This window comes from Parasphingorhabdus sp. (assembly GCF_036963805.1).
Lineage (GTDB): Bacteria > Pseudomonadota > Alphaproteobacteria > Sphingomonadales > Sphingomonadaceae > Parasphingorhabdus.
This window is the reverse complement of sequence record NZ_JBALUN010000001.1, coordinates 646,616-670,762: the sequence shown is the minus strand read 5'-3', so window position 1 is coordinate 670,762 and position 24,147 is coordinate 646,616. Positions and strand designations below refer to the sequence as shown.

The following is a 24,147-nucleotide window of genomic DNA, read 5'->3' as shown; positions in this document are numbered from 1 at the left end:
TTTTAAGGGAAATGGCGCGAGTGACGAGACTTGAACTCGCGACCTCCGGCGTGACAGGCCGGCGCTCTAACCAACTGAGCTACACCCGCTTATGCACCGGCATGTTCGCCGGGATATGCAGTGGAGAAGCGCAAGTATAAGAGCTCTGCCTGACTGTCAACAACACTCTTGCAAAGATGCAAAGAAAATTTTTTTGGTGCCGATCGGCTTGGGTCAAAACCGATGCCAGAATAATCGATTTGACGTCAATTTGACATATTTAATCCAGATAAAAGACTGACGACGGAAACAACCGTTTCGGATGAATATACATTGGACATTTGACGATGTTACATTTTGTTACGGTTAAAAAGATCTTAACATAACTCTTAAAAGTCGGTTAAATTTCATAATATACCGCAGTTTTCAGGGACTTTTATTGACGATGGCGTCACCGAGTTTTTGACGCCATATTTACGAAATATTTTCCTTTCTCATGCATAGAAAACCCAAGAATTCATTGGGGACCAGCATGTTAACGATCGGAAATGTCATTGCGAATCATGTTCGTGTGGGCGGCGCCATAGCGCTTCTCGCAGGAACCTGTTCCTTCGCAATGGACGTGCCCGCCGCACATGCAGCCGGGACATTGGCCGGCACGGATATCGTCAATATTGCTCAGGCCTCATATGATGGCCCGAGCGGTCCCATCACCGTTGACTCGAATCCAGTCACGATCAAGGTCGACGAACTTTTGGACGTAAGCGTTGTTTCCGGTAATCCGGGAGACGTAAGCGCTTCTCCAAGTGCAACGTCGCAAGTCCTAACCTATCAAGTGACCAACACCGGTAACGGCACCGAATCATTCACTTTAACCGCCGATACCAGCAAAACTGGTGATGATTTTGATGCGACATTCGAACAAATCATAATCGATGATGGCAATGGCGTTTATGATCCCGGCGTCGATACCGTATATACAGCCGGCGCAAATGATCCTGTTTTGGCTCCTGATGTCAGTGTTACTATTTTCATTCTCTCTACGATCCCGGACACCGCCAATGATGCCGAGCGCGCCGAGGTGGCATTATCAGCCGTCGCAAATACCGGCAGCGGAAACGCTGGCGACGTAATTGTCGGCCAAGGAGATGGCGGCGGTGACGCGGTCGTCGGCTCAACTGGTGCAAATGCAGAAGATAGCGGCTTTTTCATCATCCAGGCCGCCGACGTCTCTTTGGTAAAAAATGCTATTGTAGTCGATCAATTTGGCGGCGCGCAGCCTGTTCCAGGCGCAACCATTACCTACCAACTGGTTGCAACCGCCAAAGGTTCCGGAACGCTGACCAATTTGGTCATAGCTGACAATATTCCCACTGACGCCACCTATGTCGACCAAAGCATCACATTGGAGGGATCTGCGCTTACCGATGAGGCTGACACTGACACCGGGGCCTTTGACGGCAGCAAGATCGCAGTAGCGCTTGGCTCTGTGTCAGGTGGCCAAAGCCGCACCATCACATTCCAAGTAACGATTGATTGAGGAATAATTCATGAAAATCAGTATCTTAAAGAACCTATCCATAATAGTCGCGCTTGTCGCTCCGACCATGGCAATGGCCGCCAATAATGTTGCGCTGTCCAGCGATGTTTTTGTTGAGCGAAAAGTTGAAAAACCGGACGGCAAAACCGCCATCATGCTTGAACAACCAACGACGGTGACGCCGGGCGACAACCTTGTCTTTATCGTAAAATATAAAAATGTTGGCCATGCGCCAGCAACTGATTTTTCTGTCACCAATCCGCTCCCCAAAGCGGTGACGTTTAATGGAACGTCCGATGGCACTGAAATTGTCTCTGTAGATGGAGGCAAAAACTGGGGGCCGCTTACGGCTCTTACATATACGCGCTCAAATGGAGAGGTTGGCCCTGCCCTGATGAGCGATGTCACGCATATCAGATGGAAATTTAGTCGCTCTCTTTCGGTGGGTTCTGAAGGGAAGCTTGTATTTCGCGGGAAAGTAAAATGACCGCAAACCGTATCGGATCGCCGCGGGGGTAGGGTGATCCACAAATAGCATACCAGGAGACCAGTAATGACCAGTAAACTGAAGCTTCTCGTTGCCACAGGCGTTGTTACCGCCGCAATATTGGGTGCAAACCCAGCATTTGCTGCAGGAACCACTTCAGGCACCGGGATTACGAATAATGTGAATGTCAGCTTCCAAGTTGGAGGCGTCACGCAAACCGCAGCAACGGGTTCAGACACGTTCGTAGTCGATAGAAAGATTAACTTGACGGTAGCCGCCTCGGATACGGCAACAACCAATGTTTCGCCGGGCCAAAATGGCGCGATTACCACCTTTGTCGTCACCAACACATCAAACGCATCGCTGGACTTCAGTCTTGCGGCAACCCAAGGTCCTGCCACCAATGGCGGTACCGATAATTTTGATGTATCGGGCCTTCAGGTGTTCGTTGAATCAGGCGCTACGCCCGGTTATCAGCCAGCTGAAGACACCGCGACATTCATAAATGCGCTTGCAGCCGATGCTAACAAAACGGTATATATTCTTGGTAACGTTGCCGCCGGCCGCGCCACTGGGGATGTATCCGGCGTTGTTTTAACGGCGGTTGCGCGTGAAGATAATGCTGCTGCAACACTTGGCGCTGCACTGACCAATAACAACGGCACTGCAAATGGTGCAACTACGGTTGAAACCGTATTTGCTGATACCGGCGCAAATGCAACCGAAGCGGCTGGCGATGACTACACCGTCGCAGCGGCTGACATTTCCGTGTTTAAAAGCAGTCGCGTGGTTAGCGATCCAATCAACGGAGCGTCCAATCCTAAAGCAATTCCAGGCGCTATCGTAGAATATTGCATCTCGGTTGCCAACGCGGCTGGCTCAGCAACAGCTACCAGCGTTGCTATTTCAGATACATTGCCGGCTGACACGGCTGCTGGCGGTGTGACTTTCAGCACCGGTTCCATCCGGGTTGACGGCACAGTCACCAGCCCGGGTGCATCGCAGACCTGTACCGGCGGTTCGGCTGGCGGCGCGTTCAGCGATCCAATCGTCAGCGGCACATTGTCAGACATCGCGGCCAATTCGGCCCGTGCCCTGATCTTCCGTGTAACGGTAGACTAGGAAAAATAGGGTATATGGCGGTTAACCAGTATCTATTGGTTAACCGCCCGCCCTTTTTCCAATGATGGGATTAACCACGTTCTTTAAGCCCTTGGGGCCATTAATCGCTGCAGGCGCGTTAGTCGCGTCTGCCTCTATGGTGCCCGCACATGCGCAAACATTCCCCCTGATCAGCAACGTTGCTCAGGCGGAGTGGGATATTGGCGATCAACGCCTGCAAAAACCTTCCAATCGCGTCGATATTCAGGTTGTAGCCCCCCCGATTGTGCCGCCTGAAATCACTATGTACCGTTTCGATGATCCGCCCGGTGCAGAACAGCTTTCTCTTCCCGGCACAATCTGTAGAGGCTCCGGCGGTAATATCCCCGTAGAGCTCAGAGGTGTTTTTGCCGGGATTAATACCAGCCCGGCTGCTGTTGCCCAAACCAGCAAAATTCGCGCCGGCGAACCGCTAATTGTGTCCGTTCTTGCCCCAAACAAGAACGTAAATACTGCTGCTATCGATAGTTTCGATATTGTTCTCAAGACGCCATCTGGCGACAGTGAGGTCATCAATATCGTTGAAACTGCAGTGAATAGCGGCCGTTTTGTCGGCATGATCAATACCGCAGCAATACCGCCAGCACCGGTCCGGAACGATTGCGTTCTGTCTGTGCGACCTGGCGATCAACTTAACGTCGATATTGACGAAGTGAGCGGTAATGCACTCGGGACAGTTGCGATCGGGATTTTAATTGATCCCTTTGGTGAAACCTTTGACAGCGGTGATGGGAAACCAATATCGGGGACACGGGTCACGTTGATAGATAACGCGACCGGCCAACCAGCGGACGTTTTCGGTGATGACGGTGTTTCTGTGTTCCCCAGCACCATCATTTCCGGCGGAACCGTCACCGACAGCGGCGGAAATATATATGATTTTGCAGAAGGCTTTTACAGATTCCCCTTCGCTCGCCCCGGCCGATACAGGTTATTGATCGAGCCTCCAATCCCCTACACAGCACCATCAGCCGCCACTCCCGCTGAATTGTCAGCTTTCCTGCGAACCGACGGACGGCCATTCACAATCGTGGATGGCTCCTACGGCGGTATCATCACGCTAAGCGACCCGTCCCCTGTTCGTGTAGATGTGCCTATGGACCGGCCCGGCGTACCGATAGTCATTACAAAGACTGCATCTACCGCAGTTGCCGTGCTAGGTGATGCTATCCAGTATCGGGTTACTGTCCAGAATAGCGACGCAGTTCGCACCACCGGCGCCATTACAATCGAGGACCAACTGCCGAATGCGATGCGCCTGCGCGTCGATACTGTTCGCTATAATGGCGCACTCGTAACGCCGATTGTCCAGCCCAATGGTCAGAATTTCGCGGTCAATGTACCTGCCCTTGCCCCCGCTAGCAGCGGATTGCTGACCTATTTGGCGGAAATACGACAAGATGCCCAGCCTGGCGATGCAATTAACACCGCGCAAGCACGCGACAATCGCGGCGCAGAAAGCTTAGTCACCAGTGCCCCCGTTCGTATCGAACGTGACGGAATTTCCGAAAGATTTACGATCATCGGCCGCATAACCGATGGTGGATGCACCGTAGACCCGAATAAAGCGCAAGGAATTGGCGGAATTCGGGTCATGTTACAGGACGGAACCTATACCGTCACGGATAGGGATGGCCGCTATCATTTTGAAGGCATGAAGCCAGGCCTGCACGTTGTTCAGGTCGACCCGTCAACCTTCCCTGCCGATATGGCACCGATAGACTGCGCAAAAAATACGCGCGCCGCTGGCAGCGACATTTCGCGCTTCGTCGAAGGCCGCGGTGGTGCCTTGAAACGTGCAGATTTCCGCGCTCACAAAGTGGCTGCACGTGAAATTCAAGCCATTGAGACCTATCAAAAGCCGGAAATACTCTCCGATCCTGAAGCCGCAGGTGCAGAACGCAATTGGCTCGCGGATCAAGCCCCCGGCATTGCATGGGTGTTTCCCGCGGAAGATTATAATCCGCGGGTCAAGGCGCTGCGCGTTGCAATCAAACATCACCCCGATCAGAAAGTCGAGCTTTCTGTCAATGGCAAGCCGGTAAACGCCTTCGCCTTTGACGGAACCAAGAAAAGTGCAAATGGCGAAGTTCAGATTAGCGTTTGGCGCGGTCTGGAAATTGAGAACCGGAAAAACATACTTACGGCCCGTGTGTTGACAGAAAATGGCAAGCTGGTTGAAAAACTCACCCGTGAAGTCCATTATTCCGCCAGTCCGCTGCACGCCGAGCTGCTTAAAGACAAATCTGTCTTGATAGCCGATGGCGTTACACGGCCCGTTATCGCCGTGCGGCTGACAGATCGCGACGGCAAGCCTGCCCATCATGGTCTGGTAGGTGATTTCAGCGTTCCTGCCCCCTATACGCCGGCCATTGAGGTTGATGCACAACAGGCCAACCAGCTTTCCGGTCTGGAACGCGGTGCTCCTGTGTGGCGCGTAGAGGGCGACGAAGGTATTGCCTATATTGAATTGGCACCGACAACGGCTTCCGGCTCTGTTAGCATTACCTTCCCCTTCCAGGACGGCGAAGTATCGCGCGAACAGCGCATCGAAACATGGCTTGATCCGGGTAATCGTCCATGGACAGTCGTCGGCTTTGCAGCCGGAACCGTGGGTTTTAACACGCTTGATGAACGGCTCGAAGATCTGGTTGACGATGATGATAATATCAATGTCGATGGCCGTGTTGCGCTGTATGCAAAAGGCCGTGTCACCGGCAAATGGCTGATGACGCTGGCCTATGACACGGACAAGCAAGAAGATGAAACCCGCTTTGCAGGTATTATCGATCCGCGCCGCTATTATACGGTTTATGCTGATCGTTCGGAACAGCGTTACGATGCCGCTTCGGTGCGCCGTCTGTATCTGAAGCTTGAACGTCCGCAATTTTACGCGTTATTTGGCGATTATGAGACCGGCATTAACGAACCGGAACTGGCCCGTTATCAGCGTGCGTTTAATGGCGTCAAAGCCGAATATCGCAACGATCAAGTTAGTGCATTGGCATTTGGTGCCGACGCCGCCAACCGTTTCCGGCGTGAGGAGATACAAGGCAATGGTTTATCGGGTCCTTATGCCCTTTCTACCCGAGATATTATCGCAAATAGCGAGCATATCACCTTGGAAACAAGAGATAGATTACGTTCTGACCGGATTATCGAGCGCCGTGAATTAACCCGTCATATCGATTATGATATCGATTATCTCGCTGGTACTGTGCGTTTCCGCGAACCTGTTTTGAGCCGCAGCAGTGGCCTTGATCCGCAATTTATCATCGCTGAATATGAAGTTTTGGGTATTGGTGGCCGTGATTTAAACGCTGGTGGACGGATGACCTATCAATCGAAAGATCAAAAATTCAAAATCGGCGCAACTGCGATTCATGATGAAGACGAAAGCGTTAAAAGCGATTTGGTAGGCGTCGACGTGCGCTATCGCCCTAATCTTAATACAGAATTTCGCGCCGAAATGGCTTCAACCGACAATGAAGAAAAACTGGCCGATATATTGGATGGCACGCCTAGTTCGAGCGGTAGCGCCACAGCATGGCTAGTCGAAGCAGAACATCATGGCTCTCAATTCGATATACTCGCCTATGTGCGCGAACAGACGGCAGGTTTTGGCTTGGGCCAGCTTAACGCTTCGGAAAGCGGCACCCGCAAATTCGGCATCGATACGCGGGTTCGTATCAGCGACAAGCTATCGCTATCCGCCAGCGGCTATCAGGAAAATTTCCTGACCTCCTCTGCCCGTCGGCGGGCCGGTACCGCAGAAGTCGAATATCGTAACGATGATACGGTCCTGCGCGCAGGCATTGTTCACGCTGAAGACAAATTGTCTGACGGTAGCGTCAATCGTTCCACTTTGGCCCGCCTTGGCGCCACACAAAAATTGTTCGACGGCAAGTTGGAACTGGACGCACAAACCGAATTCGCGCTCGGCGGACAGGATGAAAGCATTGATTTCCCTGCCCGTCATACCTTTACGGCACGCTATGCTATAACCAATGACGTTAAATTGGTGGGTACCTATGAAATTGCCGATGGCGAGAATATTGATGCGCGCACTGCCCGTATTGGTGTTGATGTCGCGCCGTGGGATGGAGCCCGCGCCGTGGTTAGCGCCAATCAACAGGAAATTACCGAATATGGTCCGCGCACCTTTGCCGCTTACGGCCTGACGCAGAGCATTCCGCTGGACGACAAGTGGACAATCGATTTCTCGCTCGACGGCAATGAAACCTTGGGCGGTTTTGATCGCAGCGATGTGATTAATGATGAACAACCTGTCGCGTCGGGCGGTTTCCTTGGCAATGATGGCTCGTTGACGGAAGATTTCGTCGCGGTCACCGCTGGCGCAACCTATCGCGATGATGACTGGAGCTGGGTATCCCGCGCAGAATATCGTGATGGTGATCTCAGTGAGCGTTATGGTTTTACCTCTGCCGTATTGAAACAAATCGGCGAAGGCAGCGCTTTGGGAGCATTGGGCAGCATCTTCCACGCAGAAGATGAAACCGGAACCAGCACGCAAGTCATCGAAGCGGAAGCCAGCTGGGCCCATCGCCCAATAGATAGCCGTTGGTCCTGGCTTGAAAAACTCGAGTTTCGTGAAGATAAAATCCGCAATGCAACAGCGGGCACATCCGGACCGATTGGCGGCGCGCCGCTGCTCGTAAACGGAGACGTAACTTCCCGTAGAATTATCAACAGTTTAAGCGTCAATTATACGCCGATTGACGTGGATGACGGAATTTTCACTGAGTCCGGAGAATATAGCTTCTTTTGGGGAAGCCGCTATGTTTTCGATAAATTTGGTGCAGATGATGTCGAAGGCTGGAGCAATGTTATCGGGGCGGACGTCAAGTTCGATCTTTCCGATACCATTGATATCGGCGGACAGGCGACCGCGCGCATAGGCACTGATTTTGATACCATTGCCTATAGCGGGGGACCGAGTGTCGGGATCACACCGTTTAAAAACGGCTATATCTCGCTCGGTTATAATGTGGTGGGTTTTGAAGACCGCGACTTTGAAGAAAGCCGCTATACCAGAGATGGGCCCTTCATCACCTTCCGCCTGAAATTCGACCAGCAAACTCTTGGAAGTTTGGGACTTTAAAGGGTTGGTTGGTTTAAAATTCGCTGCCTTTTAGTCAGCGAATAATAAAACAGGTGTCTCAAGCAAATGCCTGAGCGCTTGCACATAACTGGCGGCATCATAGCCATCCACGACCCTGTGATCACACGAGATCGACAGATTCATAAGCTTGCGCGCTTGAATCTCGCCGTCGATGATCATGGGGCGTTCGACGATCTTGTTGGGGCCAATAATGGCGACCTGCGGGCGTTGGATCACGGGTGTGGTCGCGATACCGCCCAAAGGCCCCAGAGACGTCAATGTCAGCGTAGAACCGGACAATTCCTCTGCCTTGGCACTGCCATCGCGTGCAGCGGCCGATAAACGACCGATATCCGCTGCCAACTGCCATATATTCTTGTCCTGAGCATCCCGTATAACGGGCACCATAAGCCCTTGATCGGTCTGTGTGGCCATTCCCAGATGCACGGCGCCATAACGTGTCACAAGGCCTGCTTCGTCATCATAGGTGGCGTTTAACATCGGATATTGCGGCAAGGATTTGCAGATCGCGACGATCATTAACGGCAACATGGTCAGCTTTGGCCGGTCACCGCGATTGGCATTCAGGTCTGCCCGCATGTCTTCAAGCGCCGTCATATCAATTTCATCGACATAGGAAAAATGCGGAATATGGCGTTTCGATTCTGCCATATTTTGTGCGATTTTACGGCGCATGCCGATGACCTTTATCGTCTCGTCATCCCGCTTCTGAGAGACGCCTGAGGGACGATATCCCTGCCCGCTGCCATAGTTTAAATAGGTGTCGAGATCGCTATGCCGGATATGATCTCCCTGCGCTTTTACCAAGCTAAGGTCGACGCCCAGATCAGCGGCGCGTTTACGCACGGCGGGGGTTGCAAGAACCTTTGTCGATGGCTTAAAATCCGCCGCCATGACGTCAGTTTTCGGTGGCTTAGGCGCTGCTTCAGGGGTTTCTGGCGCGGACGCTGGAAAATCTGATTCAATTTCAATATTTTGTTTATTATCAATTACTTGACTTGACGTCAAGGCGTCATGACTGCCGTCAATCGCTGCTATCTCGCTTTGTGTTTCTTCGCTTTCCACGGCACCTTCGTCAACTTCAGACTCTATCTGAACCAGCATCGAACCAATGGCGATGATGTCTCCCTCTTCACCAGCAACCGCAACCACCGTCCCCGATACCGGCGCTTCCATCTCCACGGTCGCTTTATCCGTCATCATATCGGCAATCCGGTCATCTTCTTCAACCCGGTCACCTACCTTCACATGCCAGGCAACAATCTCTGCTTCTGCAATGCCTTCACCAATGTCTGGGAGGTTGAAAGTATAAATGCTCATGACGTCAGTTCTCCGACTATCTTATCCAAAGCCTCACCAATCCGAACCGGTCCCGGGAAGTAAGCCCATTCGAGGGAATGGGGGTAAGGCGTATCAAAACCAGTAACGCGCTCTATCGGTGCTTCCAGATGATAGAAGCAGCGCTCCTGAACCAAAGCCGATAGCTCTGCACCAAAACCACTAGTCCGCGTGGCTTCATGAATAATCATGCAGCGCCCGGTCTTTTTGACCGACTCTTCAATCGTCTCGATATCCAACGGGACGAGCGTACGCAAATCTATAACTTCTGCGTCCACCCCATGCGCTTCGACAACCGCATTGGCGACGTGCACCATTGTTCCATAGGTCAATATGGTCACCGCTTCACCGGCGCGGACGATGTTCGCTTTGCCCAGAGGTATCTTATAATAATCTTCGGGAACTTGGGACGCTTCAAACTTCGACCACGGCTCCACCGGCTTGTCATAATAGCCAGTAAACGGGCCGTTATATATCCGCTTAGGTTCAAAGAACATCACCGGATCATTATCTTCAATCGCAGAAATTAAGAGGCCCTTCGCATCATATGGCGTTGACGGAATGACCGTCTTCAAACCACAAACATGCGTAAACATGCTTTCTGGCGACTGACTATGTGTCTGACCGCCAAAGATACCGCCGCCAAAGGGTGACCGCACGGTAATCGCGCTGGTGAACTCAGCAGCAGACCGATAGCGCAAGCGCGCTGCTTCGGAGACCAACTGATCAAGGCCCGGATAGATATAATCAGCAAACTGAATCTCAGGCACGGGCCGCATGCCATAAGCCGCCATACCGACAGCCACGCCGATAATCCCGCATTCGCTAATCGGGGTGTCAAAACAACGCGTTTTGCCATGCTTCTCCTGAAGACCAGCCGTCGCGCGAAATACGCCGCCGAAATAGCCGACATCCTCACCCATGACGACGACATTGTCGTCGCGCGCCATCATATTGTCCAGGCCACTGTTAATGGCCTCTATCATGTTCATGACGGCCATTTGATTTCCCGTTCTCTGTTCGCCTGTTCGCTCTGCTCTTTCAAGTGCCACGGCATTTCTTCAAACACGTCCTGGAACATCGTTTCAAACGGCTGATGCAGGCCATGGCCTAGGATGCCGTTTTTCTCGGCTTCCTTAGTCGCAATCTTCACGGCTTCGATGCACTCTTTGTCGAGTGCCTCATGCTGCTCCTTGCTCCAGATTCCGCGCTGAATCAGATGGTGCATCAGCCGATTAATCGGGTCCCCCAATGGCCATTCTTCTCGCTCTTGCGCGCTGCGGTAGGCACCTGGATCGTCGGAAGTGCTATGCGCTTCTGCGCGATAGGTAAAATGCTCAATCAACGTAGGCCCGTTATTCGTTCTCGCCCGCTCCGCAGCCCATTGGGTTGCTGCATAAACGGCTAGAGGGTCATTACCATCAACGCGCAATCCAGCGATACCATAGCCAGCCGCACGCGCCGCAAAAGTCGTTCGTTCCGCACCGGCAAAGCCTGAGAAGGAAGAGATTGCCCATTGATTGTTCACTATATTCATTATGATGGGCGCATTATAAACAGTCGCAAAGGTCATCGCGCTATGGAAATCTCCCTCTGCCGTTGAACCTTCACCACACCAAGTCGCGGCGATCCTTGTATCTCCCTTGGCCGCGCTGGCCATCGCCCAGCCAACCGCTTGCGGATACTGAGTTGCCAAATTGCCCGAGATCGAGAAAAATCCATGTTCGCGCGAACAATACATGATGGGCAGCTGGCGGCCTTTCAACTTGTCTTCCCGGTTAGAGAAAATCTGGTTGATCATATCCACCATGGGATAGCCGCGTACAAACAAGATGCCCTGCTGCCTATAGCTCGGGAAGCACATATCGTCGCTGTGTAACGCCATTGCAGCAGCAACCGATGTCGCCTCTTCGCCAGTGCATTTCATATAGAAGCTGGTTTTACCCTGCCGCTGCATTCGGTGAAGCCGGTCATCAAAAGCCCGAACCTGCGCCATGGTCTTCAGCATTTTCAATAAACTATCGTCAGATAATTTAGGATCCCAAGGTCCAACAGATTTATGGTCATCATCCAACACGCGGATCATGTCATAGACCATTTCGCGCATATCGTCCGGAGCGCAACTTGTATCAGGGCGCAACTGGTCGCCTGCTTTGGGAATGATTACATCGCTATAATCGACCGGATCACCCGGCCGAAATTTCGGCTCGGGAATATGCAAAGACAATGGCGGCAAATTGATTTTGCTATTGTCATCAGCCATCCAAATTCTCCTGTTCGGCTGCAACGCTACAGCTTAGATTTATTTCAATTATTTGTTATATTATTTCAACTGTCCATAAAGGTCAATACCTCTGTCCTATGCTTACAAATAAAAAGGGGGAGCAGTTCACTGCTCCTCCTTTCAACGCCACCTACAGCGATATCAGTTTTTAGAAGCGCATCGCCATGTTCACCATCGCCCGGTCATCCCGATAAAGCTGTTGCCCCAGCCGACTTTCAACTGCGGCACCAAAGCTCAGAGCTCCATTGGTAAAGTTAAACCCGCCTTTCATCTCGCCATAAGATGCATCTTGCAATCCTATGGGCAAAGCAAATGGAAGATTGTCAGCGTCGAGGAACCGTAAACGGAAATCCGTATCATTCCCGGAAATCCTGTTTATATAATCCAGCTTCATTTCAGGTTGGAAAGACCATCCCGATACAAACGCCATTTTGGTGCTACCGGATAGCTTCAATCCCACCTTAGCTTCCAAGCCTGAGCGGTTAATCTCATCCACTGCCATTCCCAGACTGCCCGCGCTGTCTCGGAATCCGTTAACATTATAGGACGAATAACCAATACTAGCACGCGGTGTGAGCATCAACCCATCCACATCGACATTATACCCGGCTTCAATCTCACTCGCAAAAGCCAACGAAGTGGTATTCAGACTATTTACCGACAGCCCCCCAGTAATCCGGCTATTAGAATCAATCCGAGAATGAGACATGGATGCCTGTCCGCCGACATAGAAGTTTCCACCTAGACGATAATTGCCATAAACGGACGCTTGGTTTGTCTGGACATTGGCAACACTACCGCCAACCTCTTGGATGCCATCAGCATAGCCAAAGGCGGTACCGAATGTGGTACGATCATTTAAGCCAAATTCCAGTCCCATCGCGATATGCCAGCTACCTTGCGTCGCTCCGACATTGTCACCCGAAAAGGCAAGAGACGACCGATTATATCCTACAGACATAAAGCCGCTTATATTCTCTGGAAGCCTCACCGCGTTCCAATTGGATGACTGATAATTTTTGGCGAAGCTAATCTGAGATGCCGTACTTCCAGTCAGTTGCTGTCGGCTATCAAGAACCTCCGGCGCGCCAATGATACGAATTTTGCCCGCACCGCCTTGCTCTGTGCCGAGCAACGACAATCGGTCTGAAACCAATGTCCGCATAGATCTGCTCTGTTTTTCGTCTAAAGTTGTTGTTCTCCCAGCTTGCGATGCTGACAGGCTCTGGAAAGTTGCGTTTAATTCACCGGCTTCCATCACATCAATCAACCCGTAAACATTAGAAAGATCAGTGTAGGAGCTGCCTCGAGCGCTATCTAATGCGTTACCAAATGCTAGTGAAAATGGGTTGGTAATACCGTGACTGTTGAAGAAATCAGAGAACCGAAGCGCCCGCATCCGCGCGGTTACATTATTCGGACCATAAATCAGCTCTGGATATAATATGCCAATCCGTCCGACAACGTCATCAAAACTATTTTCGACGCCACCTTCTGCTGTGATAATCTGGAAAGTCTGGCCGTAACGAGCACTGCCTCGACCAAAGGCGTTGATCACGGCAGCTGTACCGCCCAACGAAATCACACCAAGATTATCATCGTCACCAATTACCGCTAATTTGTCATTACCGTAACGTCCGACATCAAAAATAGACAACGTGCCGGATGCCAGAATCACATCACCCGCAATTGTTAAAGTGCCGGTATCCCCGAAGTCCTGACCAGGCGCTATCGTTCCATTAACCGAAGTCAGATAAGTGGGATCAAAGAAACCATCACCTGTTAAAAGCCCTGTACCAAGGAAAGCCTCTCCTGTTGTTAGGCTGCCGCGAAGGTCGAGCCACCCGCCGGTTTGGGTATAATCACCCCAGACTTTCAGGTTGCCGCGCCTAAGGATATCAAGCCTCGCTGCTCCCTCTATATTAAGACGATCAATAGTCACGTCATCGCGCAATCTAGTTGTCCCGTTCGCTGCCAATGTCACTTCATAATAGCGAGCTCGAATGTCAGCCGATGGATCAGCAACGATATTATTAGGAACGAAGTTTAGGCTACCAGGGCCACCTTCGATATAAACGCTATTAGGCGTTCCCTCATCTAATTCGACGCTTAAAGTTGAAAGGTCGATACAATCATCAAGAAAACAGAGATTACCAAATTTTGGTGTATCTCCTGTAACACCGGGTGCTTCAAACCCGGGGAGTGCGTTGACGAGTTCGCCATCAACACTAATCCCATAATTGGGGTCCATATCCTGCACCCAATGGTTCGGGTTTAACCAGTTGCGCGTTCCAGAGCGGCTCGAAGCGTAAACATAGCTATTATTGGCTACGATCTGATCCCAGAACAAATAAAGCGGTTGATAGAAGCTTTGTGTCCCATAAGATGAAAATGGTTGATATGTTAAAGGGTCTGCCGGATTATTGCCGAAGAACCTCGAACCACCGGACAAAACCGCGGTTATAACTGGCGTGTCGAAAAGCTCATCCGCAACCAATGCGCTGCCGGAATCACCGCCGGCTGTCGTTCCTTCGCGCGGCAACGCGGCGCCGTCATAAAGGTCGAAGTCGAACATCCCATTTGTGTCATCAAAAGCATCTTGACCAGCCGGGCTATCAAAATCGGTATTATATAGAGTTTGCGGTAACCCATAATCATCCGGGCCGAAGAGGAAGTTATTTCTATCGTTTAGCGAACTTGCAGACGAAATCATATTCTCGGCAATACGGCGACGGAAATCAATGCCCAGATTTGAACCATTAGGCCCCAAACCTCTTGCCCCATAACCGTTTATAATGCCGTGCGTTTCTGCAGTTAATGGAGAGAATAACATGGTCCAAGTCGGCACTCCGTCAGCATGTGTATCAAGAGTTGCCAGCGCAACATCTGCCTCAAGAAATCCTGTTGCTAGGGAGCGTTCGTCATACCAAACTTGCTCAACATTATAGATATTGAAACCCAAGTCCGTCTGGTTTGCTATACCACCGTCAAGTCCAACCCAGCGGCGAACGGCAGGAAGGTTATTGGCACTAAAGCCAAAGGCGATAGCAGTGCCTCCCGTAGCGAACCCGTAGCTATTAGCGGCTTGGTCATTGACACAATGGGCGGCGAATATGACAGTACGCGGGTTAATGAGGGTACCCGTGCAAAGACCCAAAGAAGTGGTGTTCTGATTAGATCGAACAGTCATCTGCCCAACGCCTGTGACATCTACAATATTGTCTAAAATTCCGCCGGGTGGCGGATCGTTTAGCGTTAGGTCATCGCGAATGACAATATGGGGAGTATTTTCCACCATCGTCGGAGCGGTTTGGGCCTGAGCCGGTGCAACCAAGGCAGCAATACAGGCGATTGGAGATATATTTATCAGTAATAGGCGAGTTCTGCTACGGAATTTCATTGTAAAGCTCCCTGAAAATTGTTTGGACTACGCCTCACTACTCTCGGAACTGACTTTACTACTGTATTTTCGGCATTACGCGACTCGTTACAAAATCATTATTATCACAGATTGGCGCGAATATACATTCCCGCCCTGCAATAAAATTATCTGCAAAGGAAATTCAATGATAATTTATCGCAACTTTTCAGAGCTTGGTTCACATTGAAATTAAACAGCAACAGGCGCAGAAATATGGGATTGCGGAACGTAGTCCTGCACCTCAAAATCCGTAATTTGATAATCAAAAATTGACTTCGGCTTACGCAATATTTTAAACTTCGGTGCTCCAGTGGGTTCACGAGACAATTGTTCTTCCACAAGCTCTGAATGGTTGAGATAAAGATGCACATCGCCGCCGTTCCAAACCAATTCACCCGGCTCAAGATCACATTGCTGCGCGATCATCCGAACCAACAATGCAGCAGAATACACATTAAACGCAAAACCCAGTCCAAGGTCGCAACTGCGCTGATATAATATCGCAGATAATTTACCGCCCGACACGTAAAACTGATAGGTTTTGTGACATGGGGGCAATGCCATTTGATCCAGTTCAGCCACGTTCCAGCCAGTAAATATATGCCGCCGCGAGCCTGGGTTATTTTTTAACCCATTAATCAGCAACTTTATCTGATTAATCCCTTTTTCCTCGAGGCGATACAGGTCCTCTCCTACTGGCGTATAGCGCGGCCAGTTAACCCATTGCTTACCGTAAACAGGGCCCAGATCACCCCATTGTTGCGCGAACGCATCATCGTCGATAATCCGCTGTTCAAAAGCATCACGATCAATATCCTCGCCGGTTTCCTTCCGATATTTATCCAAAGGCCAATCGGTCCAGATATGGACTTTTTGTTTCACCAGTGAACGAATATTCGTGTCTCCGGTCAGGAACCACAACATTTCTCTGGTCGCAGTTTTCCAGAACACCCGTTTAGTAGTGAGAAGTGGAATAGCATTGTCCGCCAGATCAAAGCGCATCGTCGCGCCAAATACGGCTTTGGTTCCTACCCCTGTGCGATCCACTCGTTCATCGCCATGCGTCCAGATATGACGCATCAGATCGAGATATTGTTGTTCGTAATGCTGGCCGGGAATCACAACGCTCACTCCAATTATATATTCCAGGTCACGCTATACCGCCCGGCTGTGATCCTCAACCTGACAATTTATTATCAGTACAGCCTGGTCGAAAAACTCATTCAGGACAAAGAGGCTGAAGGTTCAAATTCTCTCTTCCTGACCAACAGACAGAGATATTTGCAATCTCGATCATCCAGAAAGAGGGTAAATGCAGAGATCGTATCGCCCTTGCGTCAGTCCAATCATCACATGGCAAATAATCTTTACCCTACTACCCTTCAAAATTTGAGCAACTTGCCGTTCTGAGAAGAATATATATATAAAATCGGAAGGCAAACATGGGCATTGCAAATAATATCAATCCTGCTGACGGCAACGATTCTGTCATCGAGAGTAGGAATGCGACCAGAGAGCCTATCCATACCGAGATACTAATTTGCCAATCCGGACAAAAATTAAGCCGTGCTACCTTGTCCGATATTTCAGTTTCCGGATTTAAATTGACGAGCAAACGAAGCCTCAACCCCGCTCAACCCGTTTTCATACGATTACCGGGAATTCAATCGCTGAGCGCAACTATCAGGTGGGAAGGTTTTAAGGACTATGGATGTCAATTTACACGAACGCTAAACCCCAAAATTTTCGAACAATTGGTTTCAAAATTGCGAAGTCTAAACCCCACATCGGATTAAACGGGGGCCTCTATTTTGGGTCCGCGCCTTGACGTTATCGTTAGAAAAAGGTCTGCAAATAGTGTCCAAATCCATGCTTCACGTGAAAGTGCGGCACTCTACACGACTATAGCTTTGCTATAATTGCTCGCGGGCCCAAACCTTCAAATCAGTGACAACGGTTTTCTTCGAGCCCGCGACACAATTGAAAATTCCGTTCAAAATGGCCGCTAGAAACTGTCGCAGATCAATTAATGCATAGGGTGAGCGATGCGCGTCCAAACCTTCACTGGATAGAATTTGCATCAGATCGTGATGGGAGAGCAATTTTACTATTTGGCTCCAATCAGCTTCTTCCTTTAAGGACATAAGGTTCGACAATTCGACGATGAGGAAACATTTAAACTCTTTATTTTCCTCGTTTTTGTTACCAATCGCGACACTGGCGACTGCCGACAGGAAAACATCTTCAAATTTTACAATCTCATTCACACTACGGTCGGGCGTGGATCCGATTTCCAGACAATCCAATGCCATGCCGATTAAAAATAATTCCCGCCATGAATAAGACACCGTATTGCCTTTGCCGGTATTGGCACCTTCCGGAAACCCGAGGCGCTGAAAATGTTGCAACCGGCCACGAAAGGCAACCTGCTTGCTATTCGCAATATTGTGCTTGGTAACTAGAATATCCAGTATCTCAGCATATGTGAATTCCACGGTTTTCCCCTATTCCGATGCAGCGATAATTTGATAGTCGGTGATGAACATCATTGTTCTTGTTTCGGCCGGACTAACAAGTGCTAAATTTGAGCTTCGATAGCAAGCTACATCAAGCTCACCGTATAAATTCGTGAAAAGATGAGGCACCCGATAGACACTTCTTAAGCAATGTGATTGCCGTAAGGGAATGGGCTATTTTACCACTCTTAACGACAATAAAAATTTACAGGAGCGCTTTCATCAAAAAGCGGTCACCTTAAATATAGCGGCAGCCTGAGGTGATATAACCCGGATAAATACCTAAAATAAGCCATTTATCGATTATTTTTCATAGAAAGTTCATCGGAACTTTTAAATGAGAATCCCAATGCAACGTTAACCTTATTTTGATTATCGGTACGTATTGCAATCCTATGACCACTCGCGTTCTCATCGTCGACGACCGGCCCACAAATCTAAGGATTTACGCCCAGTTTGTAACAATCATGGGGGAGGAATACTCCGCCGTGACCTTTGCTGACCCTGTAGAAGCACTGGAATGGCTGAATTCTAATAGCGCCGACTTGCTGGTTGTGGACTATCGGATGCCTCAGATGAATGGCGCGGAGTTCATCAAAAAAGTCCGTAAAATGTCAAGTTGCAGCGACGTACCGGCCATTGTTATTACTGCACATCAAGACCGCGAATGCCGTCTGTCAGCGCTGGATGCCGGTGCCACCGATTTCCTGCAAAGTCCTGTGTCTCATGTCGAATTTTGCAAACGCGCAATGTCTCTACTTACCAAGAGTCAGAAAAGTGTAAACTTAAGAAAGCGTGCATCGGAAATCGAGCGCAAACACGCATCACTGAATGATATCGCGGATGAAAGTGCGCCTGCCAACAAAAGCATGTTGGAACAGATCATCGATACGATCCCAATCATGATCAACGCAACGGACCGCTCCGGTAGATGCCTTTTTACCAACGCTTATCAATCCGCTTTGTTCGACAAAACGCCTGATGAAATGGTCGGTCGTGATTTCAACGAACTATTGGCTCCAGATCTAGCCATAAACGCTGAACGCCGAAACAGCATCGTATTGAAATCAGAACAACCGATCCCGCATTATGAAGAAAAGCATACTAGCGATGGCGTCGAACTGATCTTCCACTGCAACAAATCCCCTCTCCTTAATCATAATGGCGAAACAATCGGTGTTTTGTCGACAGCCGTTGACATTACCGCACGTAAGTTCGCCGAAGAGCATAGGACCCATCTAGCGCTGCATGATATGTTAACAGGCCTACCCAATCGTGCTTTGCTGGCCGAAAAAGTGCGCAAAGCCATTAATACATGTAAGAGTACCGGACAGGAAGCGGCGCTATTGCTGCTCGATCTCGACCGTTTTAAGGTCATAAATGATACGCGCGGGCATCACAGCGGCGATACTCTCTTACGGGAGGTAGCTGAACGGCTCGTTGATATTATTGGTCCTGATGATTTTGCAGCGCGTATTGGCGGCGATGAATTCGCGATAATTCTGGGAAAAATTGATGGTCCTGATGCCATTAATTCCCGCTGCAACAAGATATTAAAAGCAATAAACGAGCCCTATTCGATTAGCGGTATTGAGCAAGTTATTGGAGCCAGCATCGGAGTAAGCTTAATTCCGAACGATGGCGATGAATATGAAGAATTACTGCGGCTTGCAGACCTTGCCATGTATGATGCAAAGGCCAATGGCCGTAATTGCCATCGCTTCTTTTCAGAAGGCATGAACCAGATCGCCCAAGCTGATGCTGCGCTCGAAATCGAACTTCGCGATGCGTTGAGCCAGAATCAGTTTGCGTTGGAATACCAACCGATTGTTGATGCAAAAACCCTAGACTATGTCGGACTTGAAGCGTTGCTACGGTGGGACCATCCGACCCGCGGACGCTTGCTTCCATTACAATTTATTCGGGTTGCCGATGATACCGGGATCATGGATACTCTTGGAAAATGGGTCATTGCCGAAGTATGCAGCCAAATCCGTCGGTCAGCGGATGAGGGAGTTGACCTTCCGCGCGTGGCCATAAACGTGTCACCGCGTCAGTTCCAGAATCAGGATGTCTGGCAAGACATATTGGAAAACATTGAACTGAACCGGATCGATCCATCGAAAATAGTCGTCGAGATTACTGAGGAATTGCTGCTTAATAATAACGCCCATGTCAGCCAATCGTTAAACCGCCTCCGCGATGCGGGTGTTGGCATTTCCATTGATGATTTCGGTACTGGATATTCGTCGCTCCAATATCTTCGTGACCTGCCCGCCAATTGCCTGAAAATTGATCGCACCTTCATTTCACGAATTGAGCATTCTGCCGCCGATCGCGCAATTATTGGTACGATTACCCATTTGGCCCATGCACTGGACATGCGGGTTATTGCTGAAGGCGTCGAAAATGACGCACAACTGGAATTGCTGCAGGTCTCTGGATGTGATGAAATACAGGGCTTTAAAATTGCCCGGCCACAGCATGTCGATAATTTGCCCAAACTATTCGGTAAGCAAAATAAGTTCCTCCCCGATTCGGCGATAGGATAGCCCCAATGCTATTCTTTGTCCGGCCCACACATTTCCGCAAACATAAGCATAAATATAGACACGGACATTCGGCTCACCATCATCATGGGCACCATAACGATATAGTAACACGTGGCCGCGACCGTGAGCGCGAGATGATCGTCAACCGGCTAATATTAATTATCATAACGCTAGCAGTGACATATCTCCTAGGTGGTGCTCCCAATGTGATGCTCGGCCTTCAGCTTCATCTAATAGGAAGCTTAGCACTGTTGATCGGTTATCGTTTCAATCCTGAGCCAAGCAACGCCAGACGTTTTGCTGGACTGGTGGTTGACTTCGGCGCCTCCACCTACCTATTTGAAATAGCTGGCGGGGCTGTAGCCGCGCTCTACCCGTTATATCTTTGGGTGATATTGGGCTATGGCTTTCGCTTCGGTATCAAATGGCTAGGCATAGCGGCGGCGATGGGAGCGCTCTCATTCGGCTGGACCGTTTATAGCGTGCCGTACTGGCATCATAATATGTCACTATCATTGGGATTGGTAATCGGTCTGATAGTTGTTCCTACTTATTGTTCAACCCTGATCATCAAAATTTCACAGGCGACCAAAGAAGCAGAGCAAGCAAACAAAGCGAAGAGTCTTTTCCTCGCAAGCATTAGTCACGAACTCCGCACGCCGCTGAATGCCATTATCGGCTATGGCACCCATTTGTTAGATATGAAGCTGCCCGAAGCCCAGCAACAAATGGTTGGAACAAGTGTCTCAGCCGGCAAGCATTTGCTCCACCTGATAAACCAATTGCTCAGTTTTGCGCAATCTGACACGCAAGAAGAGCTGCCCACACCCAAAGAATTCAGCGTAGTGGATATTTTGACTGATGTGCGGGACATCATGCAATTAGCGGCTACCGAAAAAGGCTTAGAGATCCATCTCCAAGCCGAAGCGATGAGCGACCACCGCGTCTCTGGACAACTCGACTATATCCGTAATATCCTGATCAATCTGACAAGTAACGCGGTGAAATTTACCTCTACCGGCTCTGTGACACTTAAATGCTGGATCGACGACACACAACAAGCGCCGAAGCTATGGTGCTCAGTGACTGATACCGGACCGGGCATAGCGGCAGAATCCCACGATAAAATATTCGGTGTCTTCCAACAAGCGGATGACGGCATCGTCGACACTTTCGGCGGCACAGGACTTGGACTGGCTATTTGCCAAAGACTCGCGATGCAAATGGGCGGCGAGGTGAGTTTAGTAAGTGCTATCGGAGAGGGCAGCACCTTCACCCTATCCTGCCCGATTGACATGATCAAAGACGACGAAGACGCGCTGCATGGCGAAAACTTCAAGATATTGTCACTGGGTTTCGCCCCACATGGCCCGCTTATATCGCATGAAGACGCCAAAGAATTCCATATCGAACATATCCAATGCACAACAACAGACAAGTTGGCAACGATCCTACAGAATTTTCAGCTATCCTCTTATGACCTCGCTCTGCTTGATGATCAGATAGCGGAACAACATAAAGATGATGCTATATTTTGGAACTATTTCCGCGATGCTAATTTGCCGCCGGTCCTACTTTCCTCAAACAACAGCAAAAGTCTTGATGAGATTAAACTGCGTGCCGCTTTTGCCTCTGTCTTACCTGCATCTCCGGATTTTGATACGATACGCAGCGTCGTTCAAATTGGTTGTTCCTTCAACCGAAACCGTAATCAACCAGAAGATGATGTCGGACGGACCATCCGCAACGACGTTGGACTGAACATTCTTGTGGCGGATGACAACCGCACAAATCAAATGGTTTTGCAAACCATACTTGCCAATGCGGGCCATAAGGTTGTCGCTGTTTCCGACGGTGAGCAAGCCTTAGATGAACTTGAACAGCAAAGTTTTGATATAGTGTTTCTCGACGTCAACATGCCCAATATTGGGGGCATCGAATGCTGTAAAATATGGCGTCAGATCGAAGGACCACGCGAGCATATTCCGATCATCGGCCTTACTGCAGACTCCACTGACGAAACAGAGAAGAAATGTCTTGATGCAGGCATGGATTTACGCCTCACAAAACCGATTGAAGCAGGACTCTTGCTCGATATGGTAGCTGAGCAGACAGGCAATTATATCAGCGTCGATGAAGTGGGACTATCTCAACAATCCGATCCGTTTAACGTCGTTCGTTCCATCACATCGACACGGATCAACGAACTTGCCCCGCCACTCGACCCAGAAAAGATTGATTATTTAAGATCCATCGGTGACGATGATTTTGTTCAGTCAATCGTTGATGCCTATATCGAAGATACAACAGACATAATGCACGCCTTTGATCAATCGGTAAATGAGTGCGACGTCGAAGCTTTCCGTTTTCAAGCCCACGCGTTCAAAAGCGGTGCCAATAATGTTGGCGCAATGAAATTGGCCCAGATGTGCGGAGAATTGGAAATCATCACGGAATTAAAATTCACCGAACGTCGCTTTGAATACCTGTCCCAGATTAATCAGGAAGTGTCACGGATTACGAGCTATCTGATTGATCCGGAATTTGTTCAGAATAGCCGGATCGACAAGGATTATAGCGCAGCCGGATAAACTGCTATCCAACCACCTCAAGTGAACGCGCGATTTTGCGGTCTTGCGCCTTAGCTAATCGCTCCATTTTCCGCACATCGGCTTCTTCAAGATGAAGCGCAGTTTCCGCCCACATATCTGTAATTTCCAACAACTCATCTAATGTGACCGGATTGGCCAGGCGCCGCGCTTTATAGACTGCGCGTTCGGCATGGAATCGTTTGCCATTTTGCTTGGCATATTCGACAATTGCCTCTTCGCCCTTGCCATCCTCAGCCAGAATATCGACGACGCCCATGTCATAAAGCTCTGCGGCCCCGAACAATTTCCCTTCCAATATGAACTGTTCTGTTTCACGGCGGCTTAGCCGCTGTCGGAGATAACTATAGGCTCCCATACCCGGGAATAAATTGAACAAAATTTCGGGCAAACCGAGCCGCGCACTTCTTTCCGCAACGAGAATATCAAAGGCCAGAGCATGTTCAAAACCTCCACCCAAAGCATCCCCCTGCACCAAAGCCATGGTAATGATGGGAGCGCCAAAGCCTGTGCTATTGGCATATTGCATATGCACACAAGTCCGCGCATATTTCTTCAACGCGCCTAAATCACGTCGCCGGATGCAATCCGCAAAATGTGTTAGATCACCGCCCAGATTGTAAATGCCCGGTGTGTGCGATCCAGAGACAAAATAGCGCAACGGGTCCGTATTGTGGGATACATCCATCGCGTAATTTGTGTGTATCCAATCCTGAACCTGTTGGATTTCATCACCCAGTTCATAAGTGTAACTGGGGCGTGATTTTTGGTTCATATAACACCAGAAAATTTCATCTGTTTTATCGAACCGCAAATCAAGTTCATTGAACTTTTGTGTCAGTATATCTTGGTCGAGACCAAATTGCGTTGTGATCGGAGAATCATGTCCATCAACGATCAATTCACTCTCAATATCATTCACCGCCTGGCTTCGTAAGTCCATATATACACTCCACATAATCGGGGTTACGTCGATACTTTGTCGTAACAATTTCCGAAGCGCTTGGGTGATATTTTTATGATACGCCCCAAAAAGAAGCAAGTAAAAGTAAATATATTAATCAACATCCTTAATGAAGTGAGAAATCCATAGGCTTATGCGGGACAAAATGGTTAA

The 24,147-nt window shown here is 49.6% G+C and carries 14 protein-coding genes and 1 tRNA gene; 7 read left to right on the top strand and 8 right to left on the bottom strand.

The features are described from left to right. Nucleotides 1-12: 12 nt before the first annotated feature. Nucleotides 13-89, bottom strand: a tRNA-Asp gene (locus tag V7676_RS03190). 422 nt (nucleotides 90-511) lie between these two features. Here V7676_RS03190 and V7676_RS03185 point away from each other — a divergent pair. The 4 genes from V7676_RS03185 (at nucleotide 512) to V7676_RS03170 (ending at nucleotide 8,289) form a co-directional block, all read left to right on the top strand. After that, a complete protein-coding gene (locus tag V7676_RS03185) occupies nucleotides 512-1,519 on the top strand; it encodes a hypothetical protein (RefSeq protein ID WP_335658208.1) in 1,008 nt (335 codons plus the stop codon). 10 nt (nucleotides 1,520-1,529) lie between these two features. Next, nucleotides 1,530-2,006 carry a hypothetical protein gene (locus tag V7676_RS03180; protein ID WP_335658207.1) on the top strand — a complete coding sequence of 159 codons (477 nt, stop codon included), beginning with the start codon at nucleotides 1,530-1,532 and terminating at the stop codon, nucleotides 2,004-2,006. Between the two features lie 66 nt (nucleotides 2,007-2,072). Next, nucleotides 2,073-3,128: a hypothetical protein gene (locus V7676_RS03175; protein WP_335658206.1), complete on the top strand. Its 1,056-nt coding sequence runs from the start codon at nucleotides 2,073-2,075 to the stop codon at nucleotides 3,126-3,128. A 61-nt stretch (nucleotides 3,129-3,189) separates the two neighbouring features. Beyond that, nucleotides 3,190-8,289, top strand: a complete 5,100-nt coding sequence (locus V7676_RS03170; RefSeq protein WP_335658205.1) for a hypothetical protein — start codon at nucleotides 3,190-3,192, stop codon at nucleotides 8,287-8,289. Between the two features lie 30 nt (nucleotides 8,290-8,319). Here the strand turns inward: V7676_RS03170 and V7676_RS03165 are convergent, their stop codons facing one another. From V7676_RS03165 to thyA, 5 genes are all read right to left on the bottom strand, one after another. Beyond that, the gene (locus V7676_RS03165; RefSeq protein ID WP_335658204.1) at nucleotides 8,320-9,630 is read right to left on the bottom strand and encodes a dihydrolipoamide acetyltransferase family protein; all 1,311 of its coding nucleotides are present in this window, start codon (nucleotides 9,628-9,630) and stop codon (nucleotides 8,320-8,322) included. Continuing rightward, nucleotides 9,627-10,640, bottom strand: a complete 1,014-nt coding sequence (locus V7676_RS03160; protein ID WP_335658892.1) for an alpha-ketoacid dehydrogenase subunit beta — start codon at nucleotides 10,638-10,640, stop codon at nucleotides 9,627-9,629. The genes V7676_RS03165 and V7676_RS03160 overlap by 4 nt, the downstream gene beginning before the upstream one ends. Then, a complete protein-coding gene (locus V7676_RS03155) occupies nucleotides 10,637-11,911 on the bottom strand; it encodes a 3-methyl-2-oxobutanoate dehydrogenase (2-methylpropanoyl-transferring) subunit alpha (protein ID WP_335658203.1) in 1,275 nt (424 codons plus the stop codon). Before V7676_RS03155 ends, V7676_RS03160 begins: the two co-directional genes overlap by 4 nt. A 169-nt stretch (nucleotides 11,912-12,080) precedes the next feature. Continuing rightward, complete coding sequence (locus V7676_RS03150; protein WP_335658202.1) at nucleotides 12,081-15,332, bottom strand: autotransporter domain-containing protein; 3,252 nt, start codon at nucleotides 15,330-15,332, stop codon at nucleotides 12,081-12,083. 210 nt (nucleotides 15,333-15,542) lie between these two features. Then, complete coding sequence (gene thyA, locus V7676_RS03145) at nucleotides 15,543-16,484, bottom strand: thymidylate synthase (RefSeq protein WP_335658201.1); 942 nt, start codon at nucleotides 16,482-16,484, stop codon at nucleotides 15,543-15,545. A gap of 311 nt (nucleotides 16,485-16,795) precedes the next feature. Between thyA and V7676_RS18820 the strand changes: the two genes are divergently transcribed. Continuing rightward, a complete protein-coding gene (locus V7676_RS18820) occupies nucleotides 16,796-17,149 on the top strand; it encodes a PilZ domain-containing protein (protein WP_442955391.1) in 354 nt (117 codons plus the stop codon). A 117-nt stretch (nucleotides 17,150-17,266) separates the two neighbouring features. Here V7676_RS18820 and V7676_RS03140 read toward each other — a convergent pair whose 3' ends face one another. Next, a complete protein-coding gene (locus V7676_RS03140; RefSeq protein WP_335658200.1) occupies nucleotides 17,267-17,848 on the bottom strand; it encodes a hypothetical protein in 582 nt (193 codons plus the stop codon). Nucleotides 17,849-18,264: 416 nt separating this feature from the next. On the opposite strand from V7676_RS03140, the gene V7676_RS03135 reads away from it, so the two are divergent. Both V7676_RS03135 and V7676_RS03130 read left to right on the top strand, forming a co-directional pair. Next, a complete protein-coding gene (locus V7676_RS03135) occupies nucleotides 18,265-20,421 on the top strand; it encodes a GGDEF/EAL domain-containing response regulator (protein ID WP_335658199.1) in 2,157 nt (718 codons plus the stop codon). A 5-nt stretch (nucleotides 20,422-20,426) separates the two neighbouring features. Then, entirely contained in the window at nucleotides 20,427-23,012 is a 2,586-nt protein-coding gene (locus tag V7676_RS03130) for a response regulator (protein WP_335658198.1), read from the top strand. 4 nt (nucleotides 23,013-23,016) lie between these two features. Here V7676_RS03130 and V7676_RS03125 read toward each other — a convergent pair whose 3' ends face one another. After that, nucleotides 23,017-23,973, bottom strand: a complete 957-nt coding sequence (locus tag V7676_RS03125; protein ID WP_335658197.1) for a crotonase/enoyl-CoA hydratase family protein — start codon at nucleotides 23,971-23,973, stop codon at nucleotides 23,017-23,019. Nucleotides 23,974-24,147: the final 174 nt, after the last annotated feature.